Origin of the sequence: Streptomyces sp. RLB3-17, from assembly GCF_007113425.2 — a bacterium.
GTDB classification, from domain to species: domain Bacteria; phylum Actinomycetota; class Actinomycetes; order Streptomycetales; family Streptomycetaceae; genus Streptomyces; species Streptomyces mirabilis_D.
Genome location: NZ_CP041610.2, coordinates 5,798,217 through 5,819,042 on the forward strand (window position 1 = coordinate 5,798,217; position 20,826 = coordinate 5,819,042).

19 protein-coding genes are annotated in these 20,826 nt (G+C 68.0%); 9 read left to right on the plus strand and 10 right to left on the minus strand.

Annotation, left to right across the window (positions count from 1 at the left end):
- Nucleotides 1–14: 14 nt before the first annotated feature.
- Both FNV62_RS26340 and FNV62_RS26345 read left to right on the plus strand, forming a co-directional pair.
- Nucleotides 15–1,277 (plus strand): MFS transporter, encoded by a 1,263-nt coding sequence (locus tag FNV62_RS26340; protein WP_143612204.1) that lies wholly within the window; start codon nt 15–17, stop codon nt 1,275–1,277.
- A gap of 112 nt (nt 1,278–1,389) precedes the next feature.
- A complete protein-coding gene (locus FNV62_RS26345) occupies nt 1,390–1,917 on the plus strand; it encodes a hypothetical protein (protein WP_143627270.1) in 528 nt (175 codons plus the stop codon).
- 126 nt (nt 1,918–2,043) lie between these two features.
- Here FNV62_RS26345 and FNV62_RS26350 read toward each other — a convergent pair whose 3' ends face one another.
- Entirely contained in the window at nt 2,044–3,510 is a 1,467-nt protein-coding gene (locus tag FNV62_RS26350; protein ID WP_143627272.1) for a CCA tRNA nucleotidyltransferase, read from the minus strand.
- A gap of 223 nt (nt 3,511–3,733) precedes the next feature.
- Here FNV62_RS26350 and FNV62_RS26355 point away from each other — a divergent pair, with 223 nt between their 5' ends.
- The 7 genes from FNV62_RS26355 to trxA all read left to right on the plus strand — a co-directional run bounded on the left by FNV62_RS26355 (nt 3,734) and on the right by trxA (nt 13,603).
- The gene (locus FNV62_RS26355) at nt 3,734–6,178 is read left to right on the plus strand and encodes a DUF6049 family protein (protein WP_144315673.1); all 2,445 of its coding nucleotides are present in this window, start codon (nt 3,734–3,736) and stop codon (nt 6,176–6,178) included.
- Between the two features lie 46 nt (nt 6,179–6,224).
- Entirely contained in the window at nt 6,225–8,528 is a 2,304-nt protein-coding gene (gene murJ / locus FNV62_RS26360; protein ID WP_097285435.1) for a murein biosynthesis integral membrane protein MurJ, read from the plus strand.
- Nucleotides 8,529–8,646: 118 nt separating this feature from the next.
- Nucleotides 8,647–10,362 carry a protein kinase family protein gene (locus tag FNV62_RS26365; RefSeq protein ID WP_143608688.1) on the plus strand — a complete coding sequence of 572 codons (1,716 nt, stop codon included), beginning with the start codon at nt 8,647–8,649 and terminating at the stop codon, nt 10,360–10,362.
- A gap of 28 nt (nt 10,363–10,390) precedes the next feature.
- The gene (gene sigM, locus FNV62_RS26370; protein WP_097285437.1) at nt 10,391–11,122 is read left to right on the plus strand and encodes an RNA polymerase sigma factor SigM; all 732 of its coding nucleotides are present in this window, start codon (nt 10,391–10,393) and stop codon (nt 11,120–11,122) included.
- Complete coding sequence (locus tag FNV62_RS26375; protein ID WP_143627278.1) at nt 11,119–12,063, plus strand: anti-sigma factor family protein; 945 nt, start codon at nt 11,119–11,121, stop codon at nt 12,061–12,063. The genes sigM and FNV62_RS26375 overlap by 4 nt, the downstream gene beginning before the upstream one ends.
- A 184-nt stretch (nt 12,064–12,247) precedes the next feature.
- Nucleotides 12,248–13,210, plus strand: coding sequence for a thioredoxin-disulfide reductase (gene trxB, locus FNV62_RS26380; RefSeq protein WP_097285439.1), 963 nt, complete (start codon nt 12,248–12,250; stop codon nt 13,208–13,210).
- Between the two features lie 42 nt (nt 13,211–13,252).
- A complete protein-coding gene (trxA, locus tag FNV62_RS26385; protein WP_054236436.1) occupies nt 13,253–13,603 on the plus strand; it encodes a thioredoxin in 351 nt (116 codons plus the stop codon).
- 116 nt (nt 13,604–13,719) lie between these two features.
- Here the strand turns inward: trxA and FNV62_RS26390 are convergent, their stop codons facing one another.
- The 9 genes from FNV62_RS26390 to rpmH form a co-directional block, all read right to left on the minus strand.
- Entirely contained in the window at nt 13,720–14,337 is a 618-nt protein-coding gene (locus FNV62_RS26390) for a GNAT family N-acetyltransferase (RefSeq protein WP_097285440.1), read from the minus strand.
- A gap of 326 nt (nt 14,338–14,663) precedes the next feature.
- Entirely contained in the window at nt 14,664–15,758 is a 1,095-nt protein-coding gene (locus FNV62_RS26395; RefSeq protein WP_143627280.1) for a ParB/RepB/Spo0J family partition protein, read from the minus strand.
- A complete protein-coding gene (locus FNV62_RS26400) occupies nt 15,755–16,828 on the minus strand; it encodes an AAA family ATPase (protein ID WP_079090321.1) in 1,074 nt (357 codons plus the stop codon). The genes FNV62_RS26395 and FNV62_RS26400 overlap by 4 nt, the downstream gene beginning before the upstream one ends.
- Nucleotides 16,829–17,167: 339 nt before the next feature.
- Entirely contained in the window at nt 17,168–17,884 is a 717-nt protein-coding gene (gene rsmG, locus FNV62_RS26405; RefSeq protein ID WP_097285442.1) for a 16S rRNA (guanine(527)-N(7))-methyltransferase RsmG, read from the minus strand.
- A 147-nt stretch (nt 17,885–18,031) separates the two neighbouring features.
- Nucleotides 18,032–18,541, minus strand: a complete 510-nt coding sequence (locus tag FNV62_RS26410; RefSeq protein WP_060901646.1) for a protein jag — start codon at nt 18,539–18,541, stop codon at nt 18,032–18,034.
- 15 nt (nt 18,542–18,556) lie between these two features.
- Complete coding sequence (yidC, locus tag FNV62_RS26415; protein WP_143602289.1) at nt 18,557–19,849, minus strand: membrane protein insertase YidC; 1,293 nt, start codon at nt 19,847–19,849, stop codon at nt 18,557–18,559.
- Nucleotides 19,850–19,852: 3 nt separating this feature from the next.
- Nucleotides 19,853–20,218 (minus strand): membrane protein insertion efficiency factor YidD, encoded by a 366-nt coding sequence (gene yidD / locus FNV62_RS26420; protein WP_054236429.1) that lies wholly within the window; start codon nt 20,216–20,218, stop codon nt 19,853–19,855.
- Nucleotides 20,215–20,586 carry a ribonuclease P protein component gene (rnpA, locus tag FNV62_RS26425; protein WP_075031495.1) on the minus strand — a complete coding sequence of 124 codons (372 nt, stop codon included), beginning with the start codon at nt 20,584–20,586 and terminating at the stop codon, nt 20,215–20,217. Before rnpA ends, yidD begins: the two co-directional genes overlap by 4 nt.
- 20 nt (nt 20,587–20,606) lie before the next feature.
- Nucleotides 20,607–20,744 carry a 50S ribosomal protein L34 gene (rpmH, locus tag FNV62_RS26430; protein WP_006381191.1) on the minus strand — a complete coding sequence of 46 codons (138 nt, stop codon included), beginning with the start codon at nt 20,742–20,744 and terminating at the stop codon, nt 20,607–20,609.
- Nucleotides 20,745–20,826 lie beyond the last annotated feature (82 nt).

A 20,826-nucleotide genomic window follows, 5' to 3' on the forward strand; every position in this document is an offset into this window, starting at 1 on the left:
TGAGGCTGTGCCCCATGGCCGTCGTGCGTGACCTGCGCGTCCTCCTGCGCTTCCAAGGCTTCAGACGCCTGCTCGGTGTCCGGTTGCTGTCCCAGGGCGCCGACGGCGTCTACCAGGTCGCGCTCGCCACATACGTCGTCTTCTCACCGGAGAAGCAGACCTCAGCGGCCTCGATCGCCTCCGCGATGGCGGTACTGCTCCTGCCGTACTCCCTGGTCGGCCCCTTCGCCGGCGTCCTGCTGGACCGCTGGCGGCGCCGCCAGGTCCTCCTGTACGGCAATCTGCTGCGGACCGCGCTGGCCTGCGCGACGGCCGTGCTGATGCTGAGCCATGTCCCCGACTGGCTCTTCTACGCCTCCGCGCTGTGCGTCACCGCGGTCAACCGGTTCGTCCTCGCGGGCCTCTCGGCCGCCCTGCCCCGAGTCGTCGACTCCCACCGGCTGGTCATGGCCAACGCCCTGTCGCCCACCGCCGGGACACTCGCCGCGACCGCGGGCGGCGGTCTCGCGTTCGTCGTACGACTGGTCGCCTCGGACTCGGACGCGGCGGTCGTCCTCCTCGGTGCGACCCTCTATCTGTGCGCCGCGCTCGCCTCGCTGCGCATCGCACCGGAACTGCTCGGCCCCGACCAGGGGTTGGTGCAGCCGAGCCTGCGTACGTCCCTCACCGGCACCGCGCGCGGTCTCGTGGCCGGTGTGCGCCATCTCGCCGAGCCCGCGCGGCGGGAGGCGGCCTGGGCGCTCCTGTCGATGACCCTGATGCGCTTCTGCTACGGCGCCCTGACCGTCATGGTGCTGATGCTGTGCCGGTACGCCTGGTCGTCCGGCTCCGACGGCGGGCTCGCCCTGCTGGGCCTGGCGGTGGGCATCTCCGGGGCGGGCTTCTTCGTCGCGGCCGTGGTGACGCCCTGGGCGGTGGGACGACTGGGCCCCGGCGGCTGGATCGCCGCGTGCGCGGCCGCGGCGGCGGTCCTGGAACCGGCGCTCGGCCTCCCTTTCGAGGCGGCGCCCATGCTGGCCGCCGCCTTCATTCTGGGCCTGACCACACAGGGCGCGAAGATCGCCACCGACACGATCGTGCAGTCCTCGGTCGACGACGGTTACCGCGGCCGGATCTTCTCCGTCTACGACGTCCTGTTCAACGTCGCCTTCGTCGGCGCGGCCGCAGTAGCCGCCCTGATGCTGCCTCCTGACGGACGCTCAGCTTCCCTTGTCGTCACTCTGGCCGCGGTCTACACAGCAATTGCTGTTGTTATGGCCCGCTTTGAGATGCAGTAAGTGTCACATCAGGGCCACAGAGCCTCTCTGGGCTACTGCGTTGTCAGTCGGTCCCGATAACTTACGTGCGTCTTATTCACGCCACGCGCTTACGTTCCAGGGGGACCCCTAAGTGACTACTCCGCCGCCCCAGGGCCAGAACCCGTTCGCCCAGGGCCAGCAGCCCTACGGACAGCCGCCCCAGGGCCAGGCTCCGTACGGGGCGCCGCCGCAGGGGTACCCCCAGCAGCCGGGTTACCCCCAGCAGCCCGGCCAGCCCGGCTTCCCGCAGCAGGGACCGATTCCCTACGCTCCGGTCGCGCCGCTGCGGCCGAAGCGCGGCGTCAAGTGGTACCTGCGCATAGTCCTTGCCGTCGCGGGCCTCAGCGTCGTCGTGGGCGGTTTGGTGCTCAATAACGACAGCCAGGACGCCAAGAAGCTGGCCGTGGGCGACTGCCTGTACAACAAGGGGACCGCGAACGAGCCGGACGTCATCCAGGTCGACTGCACCGACTCCAAGGCCACGCACAAGGTCCTCAAGAAGGCGGACGGCGCCTCGCTTCCTTCACTGACGTGCCAGAACGTCACGGGCACGACGGCGACGCTGACGTGGAAGGAAACCGGCGAGTCCTTCACGCTGTGCCTCGGATCCAACAAGTAGCCCGCGGATCTGGATGTACCAAGGGGCGGTGTTTCACGTGAAACACCGCCCCTTGTTGTTCCCGGCACAGACCCCGGGGTCATGTTTCACGTGAAACATGACCCCACACGGCCCGGTCTATGAGCCTCAGCCCTGTTCGGCCCACCACTCCTTGAGTGCTGTCACTGCCGCGTCGTGCTCCATCGGCCCGTTCTCCAGCCTCAGCTCCAGCATGAACTTGTACGCCTGGCCGATCGCCGGGCCGGGGCCGATGCCCAGGATCTCCATGATCTGGTTGCCGTCGAGGTCAGGACGGATCGAGTCCAGCTCCTCCTGCTCCTGGAGCTCGGCGATGCGCTCCTCCAGGCCGTCGTACGCCTGAGAGAGCGCTGCGGCCTTGCGCTTGTTGCGCGTAGTGCAGTCGGAGCGGGTCAGCTTGTGGAGCCGGTCGAGGAGCGGACCCGCGTCACGTACATAGCGACGGACCGCGGAGTCCGTCCACTCACCGGTGCCGTATCCGTGAAAGCGCAGATGAAGTTCGACCAGACGCGAGACGTCCTTCACCAGGTCGTTGGAGTACTTGAGCGCCGTCATCCGCTTCTTGGTCATCTTCGCGCCCACCACCTCGTGGTGGTGGAAGGAGACCCGCCCGTCCTTCTCGAAGCGCCGTGTCCTCGGCTTGCCGATGTCGTGCAGCAGCGCGGCGATCCGGAGCGTCAGGTCCGGACCATTTTCCTCGAGCGCCATGGCCTGTTCCAGGACGATCAGCGTGTGGTCGTAGACGTCCTTGTGGCGGTGGTGCTCATCACGTTCCAGTCGCAGCGCGGGAAGCTCCGGCAGCACATGGTCGGCGAGACCGGTGTCCACGAGCAGCGTCAGACCCTTGCGCGGGTGAGCGGAGAGGATCAGCTTGTTCAGCTCGTCCCGCACCCGCTCCGCCGAGACGATCTCGATGCGCCCAGCCATGTCCGTCATCGCGGCGACGACGTCGGGGGCCACCTCGAAGTCGAGCTGCGCGGCGAACCGCGCGGCCCGCATCATCCGCAGCGGATCGTCGGAGAAGGACTCCTCGGGCGTACCCGGGGTACGCAGGACCCGCGCGGACAGGTCGTCCCGACCGCCGTACGGATCGATGAACTCCTTCTCCGGCAGCGCCACGGCCATCGCGTTCACGGTGAAGTCACGGCGCACGAGGTCTTCCTCGATCGAGTCGCCGTAGGACACCTCGGGCTTGCGCGAGGTCCGGTCGTACGCCTCGGAGCGGTACGTCGTGATCTCGATCTGGAACGACTGCTGGACGTCGTCCACGCGGGCGTCCTTCTGCGCGCCGACGGTGCCGAAGGCGATCCCGACCTCCCAGACGGCGTCCGCCCAGGGCCGCACGATCTTCAGTACGTCATCGGGGCGGGCGTCGGTCGTGAAGTCCAGATCATTGCCGAGCCGGCCAAGGAGCGCGTCCCGGACCGAGCCACCGACCAGGGCCAGTGAGAACCCCGCCTCCTGGAAACGGCGGGCGAGGTCGTCGGCGACAGGGGACACCCGCAACAGTTCACTCACCGCGCGGCGCTGCACCTGGCTCAGGGCACTGGGGTTGTCTTCGTTGGCGTTCGGCACAACAGAAAAGGGTACGTGGCCGAGGCACTCGCGGGCGCCTCCATAAAACGTGCACAGCCATCCCCTTCTCATGCGGGGGATCAATACTTACGCATACAGGACACTCGGCCCTGTCTACTGATCTTGTGGAGCGGTCCGCGGCACTTACCCTCGGCGCACATCGTTACCATGCGTGGACGCACATTCCGACGACCACTGACGATGACGAGGGACGGACGAGCGCGTGGCCGAGGCGGCAGACTTCCAGGGGATGAGTCCCTCACCTGCCCGCCGGTGGCTGCGGCGCACCGGCACACTGCTGGCCGGTGCGCCCCTGCTGGCCGGCGTGCTCCAGCTGCCCTCCTCCCCGGCCGCACACGCCGCTCAGACGGCCGCTGTGGCCGACGCCACCGGGTCCGGCGCGGTGGACATCTCCCTCGACTCGCTGACCCCCAGCGCGCCCGCGGAGGGCGACACGATCACCGTCTCCGGTTCGGTCACCAACAAGGGCAAGCAGACGGTCACGGGCGCGCACGTGGGCCTGCGGGTCGGCCCGACACTCCAGGGCCGGGTCGCCATAGACGACGCTGAGAAGCGCACCGGGTTCCAGCTGGGCCCTGACCCCCTGGAGGTCGGCGGCAAGTACGTCGAGAAGTTCTCCAAGCTCGCCACGGGCGTCTCGCAGCACTTCAGCATCTCGGTGCCCGTCAAGGACCTGAACCTCGACTCCGACGGGGTGTACCAGCTCGGCGTCTCCCTCACCGGCCAGACCGCCGCGCAGCCGTGGGACCAGGTGCTCGGCATCAAGCGGACGTTCCTGCCCTGGCAGCCCGCCGGCGCCGACACGAAGACGAAGACGACGTATCTCTGGCCGCTGATCTCGGCGGTCCACCTGCGGGCGGAGACCGGCTCGGACGCGCAGCAGACGCCCGTCTTCCAGAACGACGACCTGGCCAAGGAGATCTCCCCCGGCGGCCGCCTGGACCAGCTCCTGTCCCTGGGCAGCGACCTCGACGTCACCTGGGTCCTCGACCCGGACCTGCTGGCCTCCGTCGACGCCATGACGCGCAGCTACCAGATCAAGAACGGCGACACCACGACGGCGGGCAAGAACCAGGCCGTCGCCAAGGCGTGGCTCGACAAGCTCGAGAAGACCGTCGCGGACAAGGACAAGGAAGTCGTCGCTCTCCCCTTCGCCGACCCCGACCTCGCGTCGCTGGCGCACAACGGCAAGGACGTCACGGGCTCCCTCAGCCACCTCAAGGACGCCACGGACGTGGCCTCCAGCACGGTGCAGACGATCCTCCATGTGAAGCCGAACACGGACTTCGCCTGGTCCGCCGAGGGCGCGGTCGATCCGTCGATCGTCAAGGTCGCCACCTCCGCCGGCGCCGACAAGGTGATCGCCCGCAGCGACAGCCTGCGCGAGACCGGCGGCCTGACGTACACGCCCACCGCCGCCCGCCCCATCGGGGGCGGCACGACGGCGGTGGTCGCGGACTCCAGGCTGTCGACCGCGTTCGAGGGCGACATGGCGAAGGCCGACAACTCGACGCTCGCCGTGCAGGAATTCCTCGCCCAGAGCCTGATGGTCGATCTGCAGGAGCCGAGCAAGCAGCGGAGCATCGTCGTCGCCCCGCAGCGCATGCCCTCCGTGAGCCAGGCCCAGACCATGGCGACGGCGGTGAGGGCCCTCCAGGACGGGAACTGGTCCGACTCCCAGAACCTCTCCGCGGCCGCCAAGGCCAAACCGGACCCGAGCGCCACGACGAATGTGCCCTCGGCGTCCTCGTACCCCTCCTCGCTGCGCAAGCAGGAGCTGCCGCGGTCGGCCTTCGAGGAGATCCAGCGCACGCAGAGCACGCTCGACAACTTCAAGGCCATCCTCACCGACAAGTCCCGCGTGGTCACTCCCTTCGGTCGGGCCATAGACCGAGGGATGTCCACGTCCTGGCGCGGCCGTGCCGACCAGGCGGAGACCTTCCGCAAGGGTGTCGAGTCGTACCTGGACGACCTCACCGGTCTCGTCAGGCTGATCGACAAGTCCGACGCGAAGCTCTCGGGCCGCAGTGCCACGATCCCCGTGACGGTGCAGAACAACCTCGTGCAGGGCGTCCACCACCTGGTGCTGCGTCTCACCTCACAGCAGCCGACCCGACTCAAGATCGGCGACGACACCTTCGACGAACGGCCGATCCAGGTCGCGGGCGAGCACAGCCAGTCGGTGAAGTTCACCACCTCCGCCAAGGCCAACGGTCCGGTGACGGTCGTCGCGCAGTTGTTCACGGACGACGGCCAGGCGTACGGTCCCCCCGTCAGATTCGAAGTGAAGGTCACCGAGATCACTCCGACGGTGATGCTGGTGATCGGCGGTGGCGTCCTGCTGCTCGTGCTCGCCGGATTCCGGATGTACACCCAGCGCAAGCGCGCGGCAGCCCGCCAGGCCGCGGAGGAGCAGGAGAACACCCCCGACACCGAGGGCGGGGCCGAGGCCCTGAACGGCGTGAACACGGACGCCGAGGGCACCGTAGACACTACTGAGGACACCGAGCGCTCCAAGGACGGTCCCGACGGGGAGTCCACGACGGAGTCCGGGGCAGACGACCCGGAGCACCCGAGTGACCCGACACCGGACACCGCACCGGAAAGCACCGACCCGTCCGGCACGGGTGAGAGAGTGGACCGTTGAGCGATGTCGTGGCCGGTGGGCCCGGGGACGATGAGGTGGGGTAACCATGAACGCGCCGTACGACGGTGACCGCGGCCAGGGCGCGGGCAACTCGGGCTACCCCGAGGGCTACCCGGATCATGCCGCGGGCGGCTCGGGCTACCCGGACGGCTACCCGGACCAGGGCATGGCCCACACCGGCTACCCCGAGGGGTACCCGGAGGGACCACCGGCCGACCCCGCGCAGCAGCCGCAGGGGCAGTACCAGGACATGTACTTCCAGGACGCCTATACCCAGGACCCGTACCGGGCGCAGGACCTCGCCGCCCAGGATCCGGTGTCCGAGGCGCTCTACGACCGTGCGGCACACCCCCCGCCGCCCCCGGGCTCCTACTACCCGCAGCAGCCGCTCTACGCCCAGCCGCCCACCTCGCAGTACACCCCCGACCCCCGTGTGTGGGCCCAGACGCCCCCGCCGGAGCCCGCGGGCCCGACGCGGCACCTGCCCTACGGCGAGGACGCCCGCACGACCCAGTTCGTCGGCGTGGACGACCTCGTGACCCAGGCCGGCGACCAGCAGCACGAGCCCGACGCCTTCGCCCACCTCTTCCGCGACCAGGGCCAGGCAGGCACCCGTACATCCGTCGCCACGCCCGGCGTACCGTCGCCGGCCCACGAGCCGGCTCCGGCCTCCCCGCAGACCCCCGCGCCCGAACCGGCGCCCACCGCGAAGAAGCCTGGCGGACGCGCCTCGGGCCTGCTGAAGTCGAGTGCGGTGATGGCGGCGGGCACGCTGGTGTCCCGGCTCACCGGCTTCATCCGCTCCGCGCTGATCGTCTCGGCCCTGGGTATCGGCTTCCTGGGCGACTCCTTCCAGGTCGCGTACCAGCTGCCGACGATGATCTACATCCTCACTGTGGGCGGCGGCCTCAACTCGGTCTTCGTGCCACAGCTGGTACGCGCCATGAAGGACGACGAGGACGGCGGCGAGGCCTTCGCCAACCGGCTGCTGACCCTCGTCATGGTGGCGCTCGGCCTGCTCACCGCACTCGCGGTCTTCGCCGCCCCGCTGCTCGTCCGGATGCTGTCGACGTCGGTCGCGGACAACCCCGCGGCCAATGAGGTCGCCGTCACCTTCACCCGCTACTTCCTGCCCACGATCTTCTTCATGGGCATCCACGTGGTGATGGGCCAGATCCTCAACGCCCGCGGGAAATTCGGCGCGATGATGTGGACCCCGGTCCTGAACAACATCGTCATCATCGTGACGCTCGGCATGTTCATCTGGGTGTACGGCACCGCGGCGAACTCCGGCATGGAGGTCACGAACATCCCGCCGGACGGGCAGCGGCTCCTCGGCATCGGCGTCCTCCTCGGCCTCGTCGTGCAGGCCCTCGCGATGATTCCGTATCTGCGCGAGACCGGATTCCGCATGCGGCTGCGCTTCGACTGGAAGGGCCACGGCCTCGGCAAGGCCGCGATGCTCGCCAAGTGGACCGTGCTCTTCGTCCTCGCGAACCAGGCCGGCGCCCTCGTCGTCACCCAGCTGGCCACCGCCGCCACCAATGACAGCAAGGTCAAGGGTGTCGGCTTCTCCGCCTACGCCAACGCCCAGCTCGTGTGGGGCCTGCCGCAGGCCATCATCACGGTCTCGTTGATGGCGGCGCTGCTTCCGCGCATCGCCCGTTCGGCCCATGAGGGCGACAGCGGAGCCGTCCGTGACGACATCTCCCAGGGACTGCGCACGACTGCCGTGGCCATCGTGCCGATCGCCTTCGGCTTCGTCGCCCTCGGCATCCCGATGTGCACCCTGATCTTCGGTTCCTCGGGCACCAGCGAAGCCACCAACATGGGCTTCATGCTCATGGCCTTCGGCCTCGGCCTGATCCCGTACTCCGTGCAGTACGTCGTCCTGCGTGCTTTCTACGCGTACGAGGACACGCGCACCCCCTTCTACAACACGGTCATCGTCGCCGCCGTCAACGCCGTGGCCTCCGCCGCGTGCTACTTCGTGCTTCCGGCCCGCTGGGCGGTGGTCGGCATGGCCGCCTCCTACGGTCTCGCCTACGCGATCGGCGTCGGCGTCGCCTGGAACAGGCTGCGCAAGCGGCTCGGCGGTGACCTGGACGGCACCCGCGTCCTGCAGACGTACGCCCGTCTCGGCATCGCCTCGGTGCCCGCGGCCCTGCTGAGCGGCGCGGCCTGCTACGGCATCGGCCACACCCTCGGACAGGGCGTCGGGGGCTCCCTGGCGGCCCTCCTCGCGGGCGGCATCGCCCTGCTCGGCGTCTTCTACGTCGCCGCGCGAAAGATGCGGATCGAAGAACTCAACTCAATGGTCGGAATGGTCCGCGGGCGCCTGGGGCGCTGAGGCGGGGGTACGCGCACAACCATCGTCCGTCGCCGTGTGTCGTGCATAGCGCCGGACTGTGGGCACAATTGGTTTCTGCGTCGGACAGCGCGCAACGAATGGGGAGGCGGGAACGACGGTGGCGGAACGGAGCACGGCTGCCGTCGACGTGGCAGACAACAGCGGCGACGAGCCGCTGACCGCCAAGGCGGACCAGTCCACGTCCGACGGGGTGGCCCAGAACCGGGAGCGGGAGACGGACAGCGAAGAGGCACAGGGGAGCGGCGGGACCGAGAGTCCCGGAAAGGCCTCACCGCCCGAACTGCACAGCGGACACAAACTCGCCAGGCGTTACCGCCTCGAGGAGTGCGTCACCCGTCTGGACGGTTTCAGCAGTTGGCGTGCGGTGGACGAGAAACTCCGCCGCGCCGTCGGCGTGCATCTCCTGCCCGCCGACCATCCACGGGCCCGCTCCGTACTGGCGGCGGCCCGTTCCTCGGCCCTGCTGGGCGATCCCCGGTTCGTCCAGGTCCTGGACGCGGTCGAAGAGAACGACCTCGTCTATGTGGTGCACGAGTGGCTGCCGGACGCCACGGAGCTGACCGCGCTGCTGGCCTCGGGCCCGCTGGAGGTGCACGAGGCCTACCAGATGGTCAGCCAGGTCTCCCAGGCCATGGCCGCCGCGCACCGTGAGGGCCTCGCGCATCTGCGGCTGACGCCCAGTGCCGTGCTGCGCACCTCGACCGGCCAGTGGCGCATCCGTGGGCTCGCCGTGAACGCCGCGCTGCGTGGCATCAGCTCGGAGACCCCACAGCGCACCGACACGGAGGCGATCGGCGCGCTCCTGTACGCCGCGCTCACCCAGCGCTGGCCCTACGACAACGACGCCTACGGTCTGTCCGGGCTGCCCAAGGGGGTCGGCCTGATCGCCCCCGACCAGGTACGCGCCGGTGTCCACCGGGGCCTGTCGGAGCTCGCCATGCGCGCGCTCGCCAACGACGGCGCGACCGCCTCCCGCCACGAGACTCCGTGCACCACGCCGGAGGAACTGGTGAAGGCGATCGCCGAGATGCCCCGCATCCGCCCGCCGGAGCCCACGTTCACGGCCCCGCCGGAGTACCAGCGCACCTCGTACCAGCAGGGCTACGGCCGCCCCGCGCCCCACATGGGCGCCACGCAGCCCGTGACGGCCCCGCCGCCCCCGCTGCAGAGCCGCACCGGCAAGGCCCTCAAGTGGGCCGTGTCGGCCCTCCTGATCGCCGCCCTGGGCCTCGGCAGCTGGCAGCTCGCGGAGACTCTGATGCAACACAGCAAGTCCGACGACACACAGAAGACCAAGACGACGGACGGCAACGGCAAGGGCACCGACCAGACCAAGCCGGTCAAGCCGATCGCCATCAAGGGTGCGCAGGAGTACGTCGCGAAGGGTGACGCCCAGGCACCCGGGGACGTGGGCAAGACGTACGACGGCGACAGCTCGACGTACTGGCGGAGCAAGAGCTTCGTGGACGGTCCGGAGATGAAGCCGGCCTTCAAGCCCGGCGTCGGCATCGTCTACGACCTCGGTTCGCAGCAGACCGTCACGGGGGCTTCGATAGGGCTCCGGTACCCCGGGGACCACACGACGATCACCCTCTATGGGACGGACTCGATGAGTTCCTCGACGCCGGTGGATTCGATGACGAAGATCGGGACCATCACGACGAGCGGCGCCAGCGCGAAGATCACGGTCACCAAGAAGGCGAAGACTCAGTACGTGCTGCTCTGGATCACGGCGATGCCCTACGCGTCCGGTGATCAGTACAGCGGCGCCGGCTACAAGCAAGCCATCACGGACGTGAAGTTCACCGGCTGACGTTCGTCGACGAAGGGGAGGGGGTCCGATGGCCGGTGAAACCGGATACGGCGACGCAAGCGATCAGGACCTCCTCGCCCGTCACGTAGCGGGCGACCACGAGGCCTTCGGCGAGATCGTGCGGCGTCATCGCGACCGGCTCTGGGCAGTCGCCCTGAGGACGCTGGGAGACCGCGAGGAGGCCGCTGACGCCGTCCAGGACGCACTGGTCTCCGCCTACCGGGCCGCTCACACCTTCCGCGGCCAGTCGGCCGTCACGACCTGGCTGCACCGCATCACGGTGAACGCCTGCCTGGACCGCGCCCGCAAGGCAGCGTCCAGGAAGACGTCTCCCGTCGATGACACCGAGCGCCTGGAACAGCTCCTCGAACCGCACGAGTCCGCCTCCGCCCCGGCCGAGCGCAACGATCTGCACCGCGAGCTACTGACGGCACTGAGCACGCTCCCGGCCGACCAGCGCGCCGCTCTCGTCCTCGTGGACATGCAGGGCTACCCCGTGGCGGAGGCGGCCCGCGTCCTCGATGTGCCCGTCGGCACGGTGAAGAGCCGTTGCGCACGGGGCAGAGCCAGACTTCTCCCGCTGCTCACCCATCTCCGTGCGGACAACGGAAGCGGCGGGGGCGGCAACAAGTCGGGCGGCGGAAGGAACCGGACGCAGGGGGCATCCGTCCCACCGGCAGCGGGACCGCACGATGCGGGTCCACGCGATGCAGGACCAAGCGATTCAGCTGCTGTGAAGGGCGGAGGTGGGCGAGCGTGACATCCACGACGGATACGGCCGGGCACCCGGATGTCGCGGAGATCTCCGACCTCTCCGAGGGGCTGCTCCCACCTTCCCGCACCGCGGACGTACGGCGACACCTCGACGAGTGCGTGCTCTGCGCCGACGTGTACGACTCCCTGGAGGAGATCCGGGGACTGCTCGGCACTCTGCCGGGCCCCACGCGCATGCCCGATGACGTGGCCGGCCGTATCGATGCCGCCCTTGCCGCGGAGGCTCTGCTGAGTGCCACGGCGCCCGACCGCGAAGCGGCCGAGGACGACAGCGCGGATGTTTCACGTGAAACACCGCTCGCCGGGGTTTCACACACGTCCGGCGAACCGAACCCTGCTTCGCTCACCGACCGCCCCTCGGGACGCCCCCACGCTGCCACCGGTCCCGGTCGCTCACGTCGGGGCCGCCGTGGGCGCCGCAGGGTGGTCGTTCTCGGCACGGTGTTCACGGCCGCCGCTCTCGGGCTGGGCACGATCCTCGTGCAGTCGCTGGGCGACGGCTCCGGCAAGAGCTCGCAGACGGTGACGCAGCAGGGAGCGAAGGACACTTTTTCCGAGGGGAAGCTGAAGACTCAGGTCGCGGATCTCCTCGCGAAGAACAGGAGCGCGAGCACCCCCTCCGCCAGCCCGAAGCGTCCTTGGGGAGTCCAGTCCAACGACGCGGGCAACGGGTCCGCCGGGGTCGACACCTTGATCACGCCCACGGTGCAGGTCCCCGACTGTATTCAGAAGGGGACCGGAAGCACCGCGACGATCCTCGCGGCGCAGCAGGGCACGTACAAGGGGACGACGGTGTATCTCGTCGTCGTGCCCGACGCCTCCGACAGCACGAAGGTCACGGCGTACATCGTCGAAGCCGCGTGCGTAAAACAGGCTTCGGCATCCCCTGGCAAGCTCCTGCTGACGCACTCGTACGCCCGCTACTGAGCGCCTCCGCGTCGACCGGCCGCTTCCCCAATAACCCCATGGGATCTCTGTGCGGTGTCTCGTCTCCGTGTGCCCGGACACAGAGGGAATGCAAGCCCCTTAGGATCCGTTGGGTGGGGTGAGAGTTCTGAGAGAGGCTCCCACCGGTAGTACGCAGCAGTCTCCAGAGACGAGGAATCAAGCCGTGAGCGACGTCCGTAACGTGATCATCATCGGATCCGGGCCTGCCGGCTACACGGCAGCGCTGTACACCGCGCGCGCGTCGCTGAAGCCGCTGGTCTTCGAAGGCGCCGTCACCGCCGGTGGTGCGCTGATGAACACCACCGAGGTGGAGAACTTCCCCGGCTTCCAGGACGGCATCATGGGCCCCGAGCTCATGGACAACATGCGCGCCCAGGCCGAGCGCTTCGGTGCCGAGCTGATCCCGGACGACGTCGTCTCTGTAGACCTGACGGGCGAGATCAAGACCGTCACGGACACCGCGGGGACCGTGCACCGCGCCAAGGCCGTCATCGTCACGACGGGCTCGCAGCACCGCAAGCTCGGTCTGCCCAACGAGGACGCGCTCTCCGGACGCGGCGTCTCGTGGTGCGCGACGTGTGACGGCTTCTTCTTCAAGGACCAGGACATCGCCGTGATCGGCGGTGGCGACACCGCGATGGAGGAGGCAACCTTCCTCTCCCGCTTCGCCAAGTCCGTGACGATCGTGCACCGCCGTGACACCCTGCGCGCCTCCAAGGCGATGCAGGAGCGTGCCTTCGCCGACCCGAAGATCAGCTTCGTCTGGAACAGCGAGATCGCCTCGATCGAGGGCGACCCCAAGCTTGCCGGCCTGAAGCTGCGCAACCTCAAGACCGGTGAGATCTCCGACCTGGCGGTGACCGGCCTGTTCATCGCGATCGGCCACGACCCGCGCACCGAGCTCTTCAAGGGCCAGCTCGACCTGGACGAGGAGGGCTACCTCAAGGTCGAGGCGCCTTCGACCCGGACGAACCTCACCGGTGTCTTCGGCGCCGGTGATGTCGTCGACCACACGTACCGCCAGGCGATCACCGCGGCCGGCACCGGCTGCTCCGCCGCCCTCGACGCCGAGCGCTACCTCGCCGCCCTCGCGGACAGCGAGACCGCCGCGGCTGCCACCGTCTGACCCCCGTCCGCCCCACCGCACCAACCAGTTAAGGAGCCCGCCGTGGCCGGCACCCTGAAGAATGTGACCGACGATTCCTTCGAGCAGGACGTCCTCAAGAGCGACAAGCCCGTCCTGGTGGACTTCTGGGCCGCCTGGTGCGGTCCCTGCCGCCAGATCGCGCCGTCCCTCGAGGCGATCGCCGCGGAGTACGGCGACCAGATCGAGGTCGTCAAGCTCAACATCGATGAGAACCCGGGTACGGCCGCCAAGTACGGCGTCATGTCCATCCCGACCCTGAACGTCTACCAGGGTGGCGAGGTCGCCAAGACCATCGTGGGTGCGAAGCCGAAGGCCGCGATCGTCCGCGACCTGGAGGACTTCATCACCGAGGGCGCCGAGAAGACCGTCTGACCGGAAGCGCCGTCCTACAACGACGGCGATGTTTCACGTGAAACACGAATGGGCCAGCCCGGAAGGGCTGGCCCATTCGCATGACGGAGGGGTTGCGTCGGTGGGCGGCATCACGGCTACAGAGGACGAAGCGCCGGTTCCTTCTGTACCGCTCCCAGGAGGCGGTCCAGGGCCAACTCCACATCTTCCTTCCAGGAGAGCGTCGTCCGCAGCTCCAGCCTCAGACGGGGGTACCTGGGGTGGGGGCGCACCGTCTTGAAGCCGACCGCGAGGAGATGGTCGGCGGGGAGCACGCAGGCCGGTTCCTTCCACCGTGCGTCCCCAAAGGCCTCGATCGCCTTGAAGCCTCGGCGCAGCAGATCCTTGGCAACCGTCTGCACCATCACTCGGCCGAGTCCCTGTCCCTGATAGCCCGGCATGATGAAGGCGGTCATCAGTTGGACGGCGTCCGGTGAGACCGGGCTCGTGGGGAACGCAGTGGAGCGGGGTACATAGGCGGGGGGTGCGTACAGCACGAAGCCCACCGGTATGTCGTCCACGTAGACGACGCGGCCGCAGGATCCCCACTCCAGGAGGACGGCGGAGATCCACGCCTCCTTCTCGAGTTCGGGCCTTCCCGCCTTTACCGCGGCTTCCCCGCTGACGGGATCCAGTTCCCAGAAGACACACGCGCGACAGCGCTTGGGAAGGTCCGGAAGGTTGTCCAGCGTGAGCGGTACGAGCCGGCGCCCCATGAAGGATGTTCCTCGCTTCCTTCGCCCGCAGCGTCGCGAGCGGCTGTCAGAGCGCTTCGTTCCCTGAGCAGACTGCCGATGAACCCACCGACCGCCCCCAGTCCAAGGCCCGCGGTCACCAGTCCGGTACGGCTCACGGTTTGCATGGCCCCCGCCTCCCCAATGAAGGTGCCGTCAGGTGGATGCGCCATACCCGATCGCATCGTATCCACGATGCGATTGCATCGATACCGCCTGAAAGCAAAGAGCAGGCCGTGTTCCGGTACACACCGGACACGGCCCGCTCTTGTGGTCGATCGACGGGAACCGCCCCGTCGCCGCGCGACTCAGGCCTCCGTGTCCTCGGAGTCGTCGTCCAGGAGACTCCTCTGGAGAACGCCTCCCTCACCCGGGGCGAGAGAGCTAAGGATCCGCTCGAGGTCGTCCATCGAGGCGAACTCGACCGTGATCTTTCCCTTCTTCTGACCCAGGTCGACCTTCACGCGGGTCTCGAAGCGGTCCGAGAGGCGGGTGGCAAGGTCGCTCAGTGCCGGGGAGAGCCGGGTGCCGGCCCGCGGTCCCTTGGAGCGCGAAACGGTCTGGGGGCGCGATCCCATGAGGGTGACGATCTCCTCGACGGCCCGCACCGACAGTCCCTCGGCCACGATGCGGTGGGCCAGCCGGTCCTGTTCCTCCGAGTCCGCGACGGAGAGCAGAGCGCGAGCGTGGCCCGCGGAGAGCACTCCGGCGGCGACACGACGCTGAACCGCCGGCGAGAGCTTCAGCAGCCGCAGAGTGTTGGAGACCTGCGGGCGCGAGCGGCCGATACGGTCCGCCAGCTGATCGTGTGTGCAGTTGAAGTCCTGCAGCAGCTGGTCGTAGGCGGCCGCCTCTTCGAGCGGGTTCAGCTGGGCGCGATGCAGGTTCTCCAGCAGCGCGTCCAGGAGAAGCTTCTCGTCCTCCGTGGCCCGCACGATCGCAGGAATGGCCTCAAGCCCCGCCTCACGGCAGGCACGGAAGCGCCGCTCACCCATGATGAGCTCGTAGCGCGCCGGACCCACCTGACGCACGACGACCGGCTGGAGAAGCCCGACCTCCTTGATGGAGGTAACCAGCTCGGAAAGAGCGTCCTCGTCGAACACCTCACGAGGCTGACGCGGGTTGGGGGTGATGTAGTCGAGAGGCAGTTCAGCGAAGTGAGCACCGACAGGCGCGGAGGGCACCTCCGGGGTCCCGATCGTCGGCGACTCCTCTGTTTCATGTGAAACAGGCGGCAGTGTGGTCACCTTCGCCGCGGCCACCCCGCGCTCTGCCGTGAGCACGGGTCCAACCGCCGACGAGGCGGAGGATCCGCCTGCCGGCGAGGGAACTGTCTTCTCTGTCGGAGCCGCGGGGATCAGTGCGCCGAGGCCCCGCCCCAGCCCTCGTCGTCGCTCACTCACTGGATCCCCTCCACCATGTTCTGACTGTTCTGTACGCCCACATGGGCGTTCTGCGCGTCGTACGCCACTCCGACTCCGCGGAGGGCGATTTCTCGTGCCGCCTCAAGATACGACAGGGCACCACTCGATCCTGGATCGTAGGTCAGCACCGTCTGGCCGTAGCTCGGGGCCTCGGAGATACGGACCGAGCGAGGAATGCTCGTCCGCAGCACCTCGTCACCGAAGTGGCTGCGCACCTCGTCCGCGACCTGGGACGCGAGGCGCGTCCGGCCGTCGTACATGGTGAGCAGGATCGTTGAGACATGGAGGTTGGGGTTGAGGTGCCCCCGCACCAGGTCGACGTTACGCAGGAGCTGGCCCAGGCCTTCCAGCGCGTAGTACTCACACTGGATAGGAATGAGGACCTCCGCACCGGCGACCAGCGCGTTGACCGTGAGGAGACCGAGCGACGGCGGGCAGTCGATGAGGATGTAGTCCAGCGGCTGCTCATACGCCTGGATCGCTCGCTCCAGTCGGCTCTCCCGTGCCACCAGGGACACCAGCTCGATCTCCGCACCGGCGAGATCGATCGTGGCAGGCGCACAGAAGAGACCCTCGACATCGGGCACCGGCTGGACGACTTCGGAGAGCGGCTTGCTGTCGATCAGCACGTCGTAGATGGAAGGCACCTCGGCGTGATGATCGATGCCGAGTGCCGTGGAGGCGTTGCCCTGAGGGTCGAGGTCGATCACCAGGACACGGCCGCCATGCAGGGCAAGCGAGGCAGCAAGGTTGACCGTGGTCGTGGTCTTGCCCACCCCACCCTTCTGGTTGGCGACGACCATGACGCGGGTCTGTTCGGGCCGTGGCAGGCCCTCACCGGCGCGACCCAGCGCCTCCACCGCCAGTTGGGCAGCACGACCAATAGGAGTGTCGTCCATGGGGGGCGGTGTTTCACGTGAAACATCCTCCCCCAGCGACTCGGTACGGGGACCGGGGACCGGATCGGTCATCGGTCCCGCGATGTTGGCGTCGGACCGCAAGGATTCACTCTCCTCGACTTCAGGCTCGCAATGAACAGAGCCTCCCATGCCTTCGGGGTCGTGAACCAGCGAGGCCCGTTCTTCTGTGGAGAAATCCACCTCTGTGGACAACTCCGCACCCTCCGCGAGTGAACCAAGAGGCTTCCGGTCGCGGGGTTCGGCCGCGGCGCGGCCGCGACTGATGATGCCGTGCAGCAGTGAGCGACGTTTCACGTGAAACACGATGCCTAGCGGCCAGGGCCATCACGGCGCGACACTCCGAGATGCGTAGGTTTGGCAGCTTGTGTGGAGTACGGGTCGTCGTCAGGACGGATCAGCCAGAGTGACAAAGAACTCCCGGCTCCGCCCTGCGGAACCGGGAGTCCACGATCTATTGCGCGCTCAGGATCAGCGCCGTCGGCGTGTCCGCCCCGTCCGGGCCGCCTTCGCCCTCTTCGCGGCGAAGCGCACGCCACCTGGGCTCTCCCCGACCTCGACCCGCACCACGGTCGACAACGGGTCCACAATGCCCTCGCCGACGTGCAGGATCGACGTCTCCACGGCGCCGAGCTTGCTCAGGGCCGTCGCGGCGCTCTTCAGCTCCTCCTCAGCGGTGTCGCCCTTGAGAGCCAGCATCTCGCCGTACGGACGGAGAAGGGGGATGCCCCATGCCGCCAGCCGGTCCAGTGGGGCGACAGCCCTGGCCGTCACCACGTGGACCGCCGGCAGCTTTCCCATGACCTCCTCGGCGCGGCCGCGCACGACGGTGACATGGTCGAGACCGAGGAGTTCGACGACCTCGGTGAGGAAGTTGGTCCGCCGCAGCAACGGTTCCAGCAGAGTGATCTTGATGTCGTCCCGGACCAGGGCCAGCGGAATACCGGGCAGCCCCGCGCCGGAGCCGACGTCGCACACGGTCACGCCTTCGGGCACGACCTCCGAGAGCACCGCGCAGTTCAGCAGGTGCCGCTCCCACAGCCGGGGTACCTCGCGGGGGCCGATCAGCCCTCGCTGCACTCCCGCTTCGGCCAGCAGCTCCGCGTACCGGACCGCGTCTGCGAAGCGATCGCCGAATACCTCGCGCGCCTGCTCGGGCGCAGGGGGAAGCTCCGCTGCCTCCGTCACGGGGACCGTCCTTCCGTACCACATAAGCGCGCTGAGCGCTGACCACCAGGGCTATCAGGGATTACCACGAACTACGAGGGACTATCAGGCTGACAAAGTTCGGCCCCGCCTGCTCAACAGACGGGGCCGAAGAAACCTTCGTACCGATCAGGCGGGAAGCACGACGACGAAGCGCTGCGGCTCCTCGCCCTCGGACTCACTGCGCAGACCCGCGGCCTTGACCGCGTCGTGGACGACCTTGCGCTCGAAGGGCGTCATCGGCTTCATCTTCACCGGCTCGCCGGAGCTCTTCACCTCGGCCGCGGCCTTGGCGCCCAGCTCGGAGAGCTCCTCGCGCTTCTTGGCCCGGTAGCCCGCGATGTCCAGCATCAGGCGGCTGCGGTCCCCGGTCTCCCGGTGAACGGCCAGGCGCGTGAGCTCCTGGAGGGCCTCGAGCACCTCGCCGTCGCGACCGACCAGCTTCTGCAGGTCGCGGCTGCTGGCGTCGCTGATGATCGAGACAGCGGCGCGGTCGGCCTCGACGTCCATGTCGATGTCGCCGTCGAGATCGGCGATGTCCAGCAGACCCTCGAGGTAGTCCGCCGCGATCTCGCCTTCCTGCTCAAGGCGGGTCAGGGTGTCGCCCTCAGCGGCGGCGGAGGTGGTGCCTTCCGTCACGGGATGGACTCCTTCTTACTTCTTGGACGGGGACTTGGGCCGCTGCGGACCCTTGCGCTGTCCTGACTGGGCTTTGCTGCGGGTACCGGTGCCCGGCTTGTTGGCGCCACCTGCCGGGTTGGCGGCGGGCTTGGCGTCCTGCGGGTCGTCGGACTTGGTCAGCGAGGTCTTCGGCTCGGGCTCACCCGCCGCCTTCGCCCCGCCTGCCGCCGTACCCGACTGACGCTGGGACTTGGACTGGCGCTTCGGCTGCTGACGCTTGGGAGCGCCACCAGTGGTGGTCGTGGTGCCGTCCTCGGCCTCGACAGTCGCCTCGGCCTGACCCTTCACCACAGTGCCGTCAGCCTGGGCCACCAGGCCCACCTTGGTCAGGCTGTTGATGAACTTGCGCTCGAACTCGTTACGGTCGCGGCCCTTGGCCACGATCGCCTTCACGATGGCCTTCTCGCCACGGCTGCGCGTCTTCTCGTGGTGCGTGACGTGCTTCTGCAGGCGCTCGAGGTACGCGGCCTGAGCCTTGGAACCCGGGGTCGGGTTGTTGCGGATGACGTACATCTGCTGGCCCATGGTCCACACGTTGGTGGTCAGCCAGTAGACGAGGACACCGACCGGGAAGTTGATACCGAAGACGGCGAACATGACCGGGAAGACGTACATCAGCATCTTCTGCTGCTGCATGAAGGGCGTCTTCACCGTGGTGTCGACGTTCTTCGTCATCAGCTGGCGCTGCGTGTAGAACTGCGACGCCGACATCATCACGATCATGATCGCGGTGACGACCCGGACATCGGTCAGCGAGGCACCGAGGGCCTCGACCTTGGACTGTCCGTCCGTGAACTTCGCGGCCAGCGGGGCGCCGAAGATGTGCGCCTTACGAGCGCTGGCCAGCAGCGATTCGTTGATGACGCCGATCGTCGAGCCGGTCGCGATGCCGTTGAGCACGTGGTACAGAGCAAAGAAGAACGGCGACTGCGCCAGGATGGGAAGGCACGAGGAGAGCGGGTTGGTACCCGACTCCTTGTACAGCTTCATCATCTCTTCGGACTGGCGCTGCTTGTCGTTCTTGTAGCGCTCCTGGATCTTCTTCATCTCGGGCTGCAGTGTCTGCATGGCCCGAGTGGCCTTGATCTGCTTCACGAAGAGCGGGATCAGGCAGATACGGATCAGGATCACCAGGGACACGATGGACAGGCCCCAGGCCCAGCCCGTATCGGGACCGAAGATCTTCCCGTACACAGAGTGGAACTGGACGATGACCCAGGAAACGGGTGTCGTGATGAAGCTGAACAGACTGGCAATCGTGTCCACTAATCAGGCTCCTTGAGCATGGGACGGGGTCTCGGCGGCCGGACTCGAGGGATGGTCGGACATTCCATGACCCTCAATGGCCGGTTCGGCGGCGGAGTTCCCGCCCTTGCGTGCGCGCCAGGCGTTACGCAGCATTTCGTGCCACCGCGGACGCTTGCGCGGCGGAACATGGTCCACGCCGCCCAGCGACCACGGATTGCACCGGAGGATGCGCCAGGCGGTGAGTGCCGTTCCCTTGATCGCACCGTGCCGGTCGATGGCCTGGTAGCCGTAGTGGGAGCACGACGGGTAGTACTTGCACACCGGCCCGAGCAGCGGGCTGATCGTCCACTGGTACAGCTTGATAAGAGCCAGCAGCGGGTACTTCATCGCGCGCCCCCTCCCAGCAGCCGCTGAAGGGCGGCATCCAGGTCTCGGGCCAGCTGTTCATGGTCGGCGTCGCCCGCACCGGGCAACGCTCGTACGACTACCAGGCTACCGGGGGGCAACTGGGCGACTCGGTCACGCATCAAATGGCGAAGTCTGCGCTTCACCTTGTTGCGGACGACCGCTCCGCCCACGGCCTTGCTCACGACGAAACCCGCACGCGTCGGGGGAGCGCTCTCCCCAGGCGCGTGCGGGTCCGTTGCACCGCTACGTAGATGGACGACGAGGAGCGGGCGTCCGGCCCGGCGTCCTCGGCGTACCGCGGTCGCGAAGTCCTCGCGCCGCCTCAGCCGATGCTCGGTAGGCAGCACGACATCATGACCTGTTGTTATCAGGCGGACAGGCTGGCGCGACCCTTGCCACGGCGGTTCGCGAGAATCGCGCGGCCGGCACGGGTGCGCATCCGCAGGCGGAAGCCGTGGGTCTTGGCGCGACGACGGTTGTTCGGCTGGAAGGTGCGCTTGCTCACTCGGGGGCTCCAGAAAGAATCGGTGGTGGCGGGGTGCCGTCCTGGCTGTCACCGTGCGCCCACGAGGTAGCTCGTATTACGC

Coding starts and splice junctions, on each gene's coding strand:
- yidD (WP_054236429.1), bottom strand. CDS start 20,218: ATGAAGTACCCGCTGCTGGCTCTTATCAAGCTGTACCAGTGGACGATC.
- sigM (WP_097285437.1), top strand. CDS start 10,391: ATGGCCGGTGAAACCGGATACGGCGACGCAAGCGATCAGGACCTCCTC.
- FNV62_RS26400 (WP_079090321.1), bottom strand. CDS start 16,828: ATGGGAGGCTCTGTTCATTGCGAGCCTGAAGTCGAGGAGAGTGAATCC.
- murJ (WP_097285435.1), top strand. CDS start 6,225: ATGAACGCGCCGTACGACGGTGACCGCGGCCAGGGCGCGGGCAACTCG.
- FNV62_RS26390 (WP_097285440.1), bottom strand. CDS start 14,337: ATGGGGCGCCGGCTCGTACCGCTCACGCTGGACAACCTTCCGGACCTT.
- FNV62_RS26340 (WP_143612204.1), top strand. CDS start 15: ATGGCCGTCGTGCGTGACCTGCGCGTCCTCCTGCGCTTCCAAGGCTTC.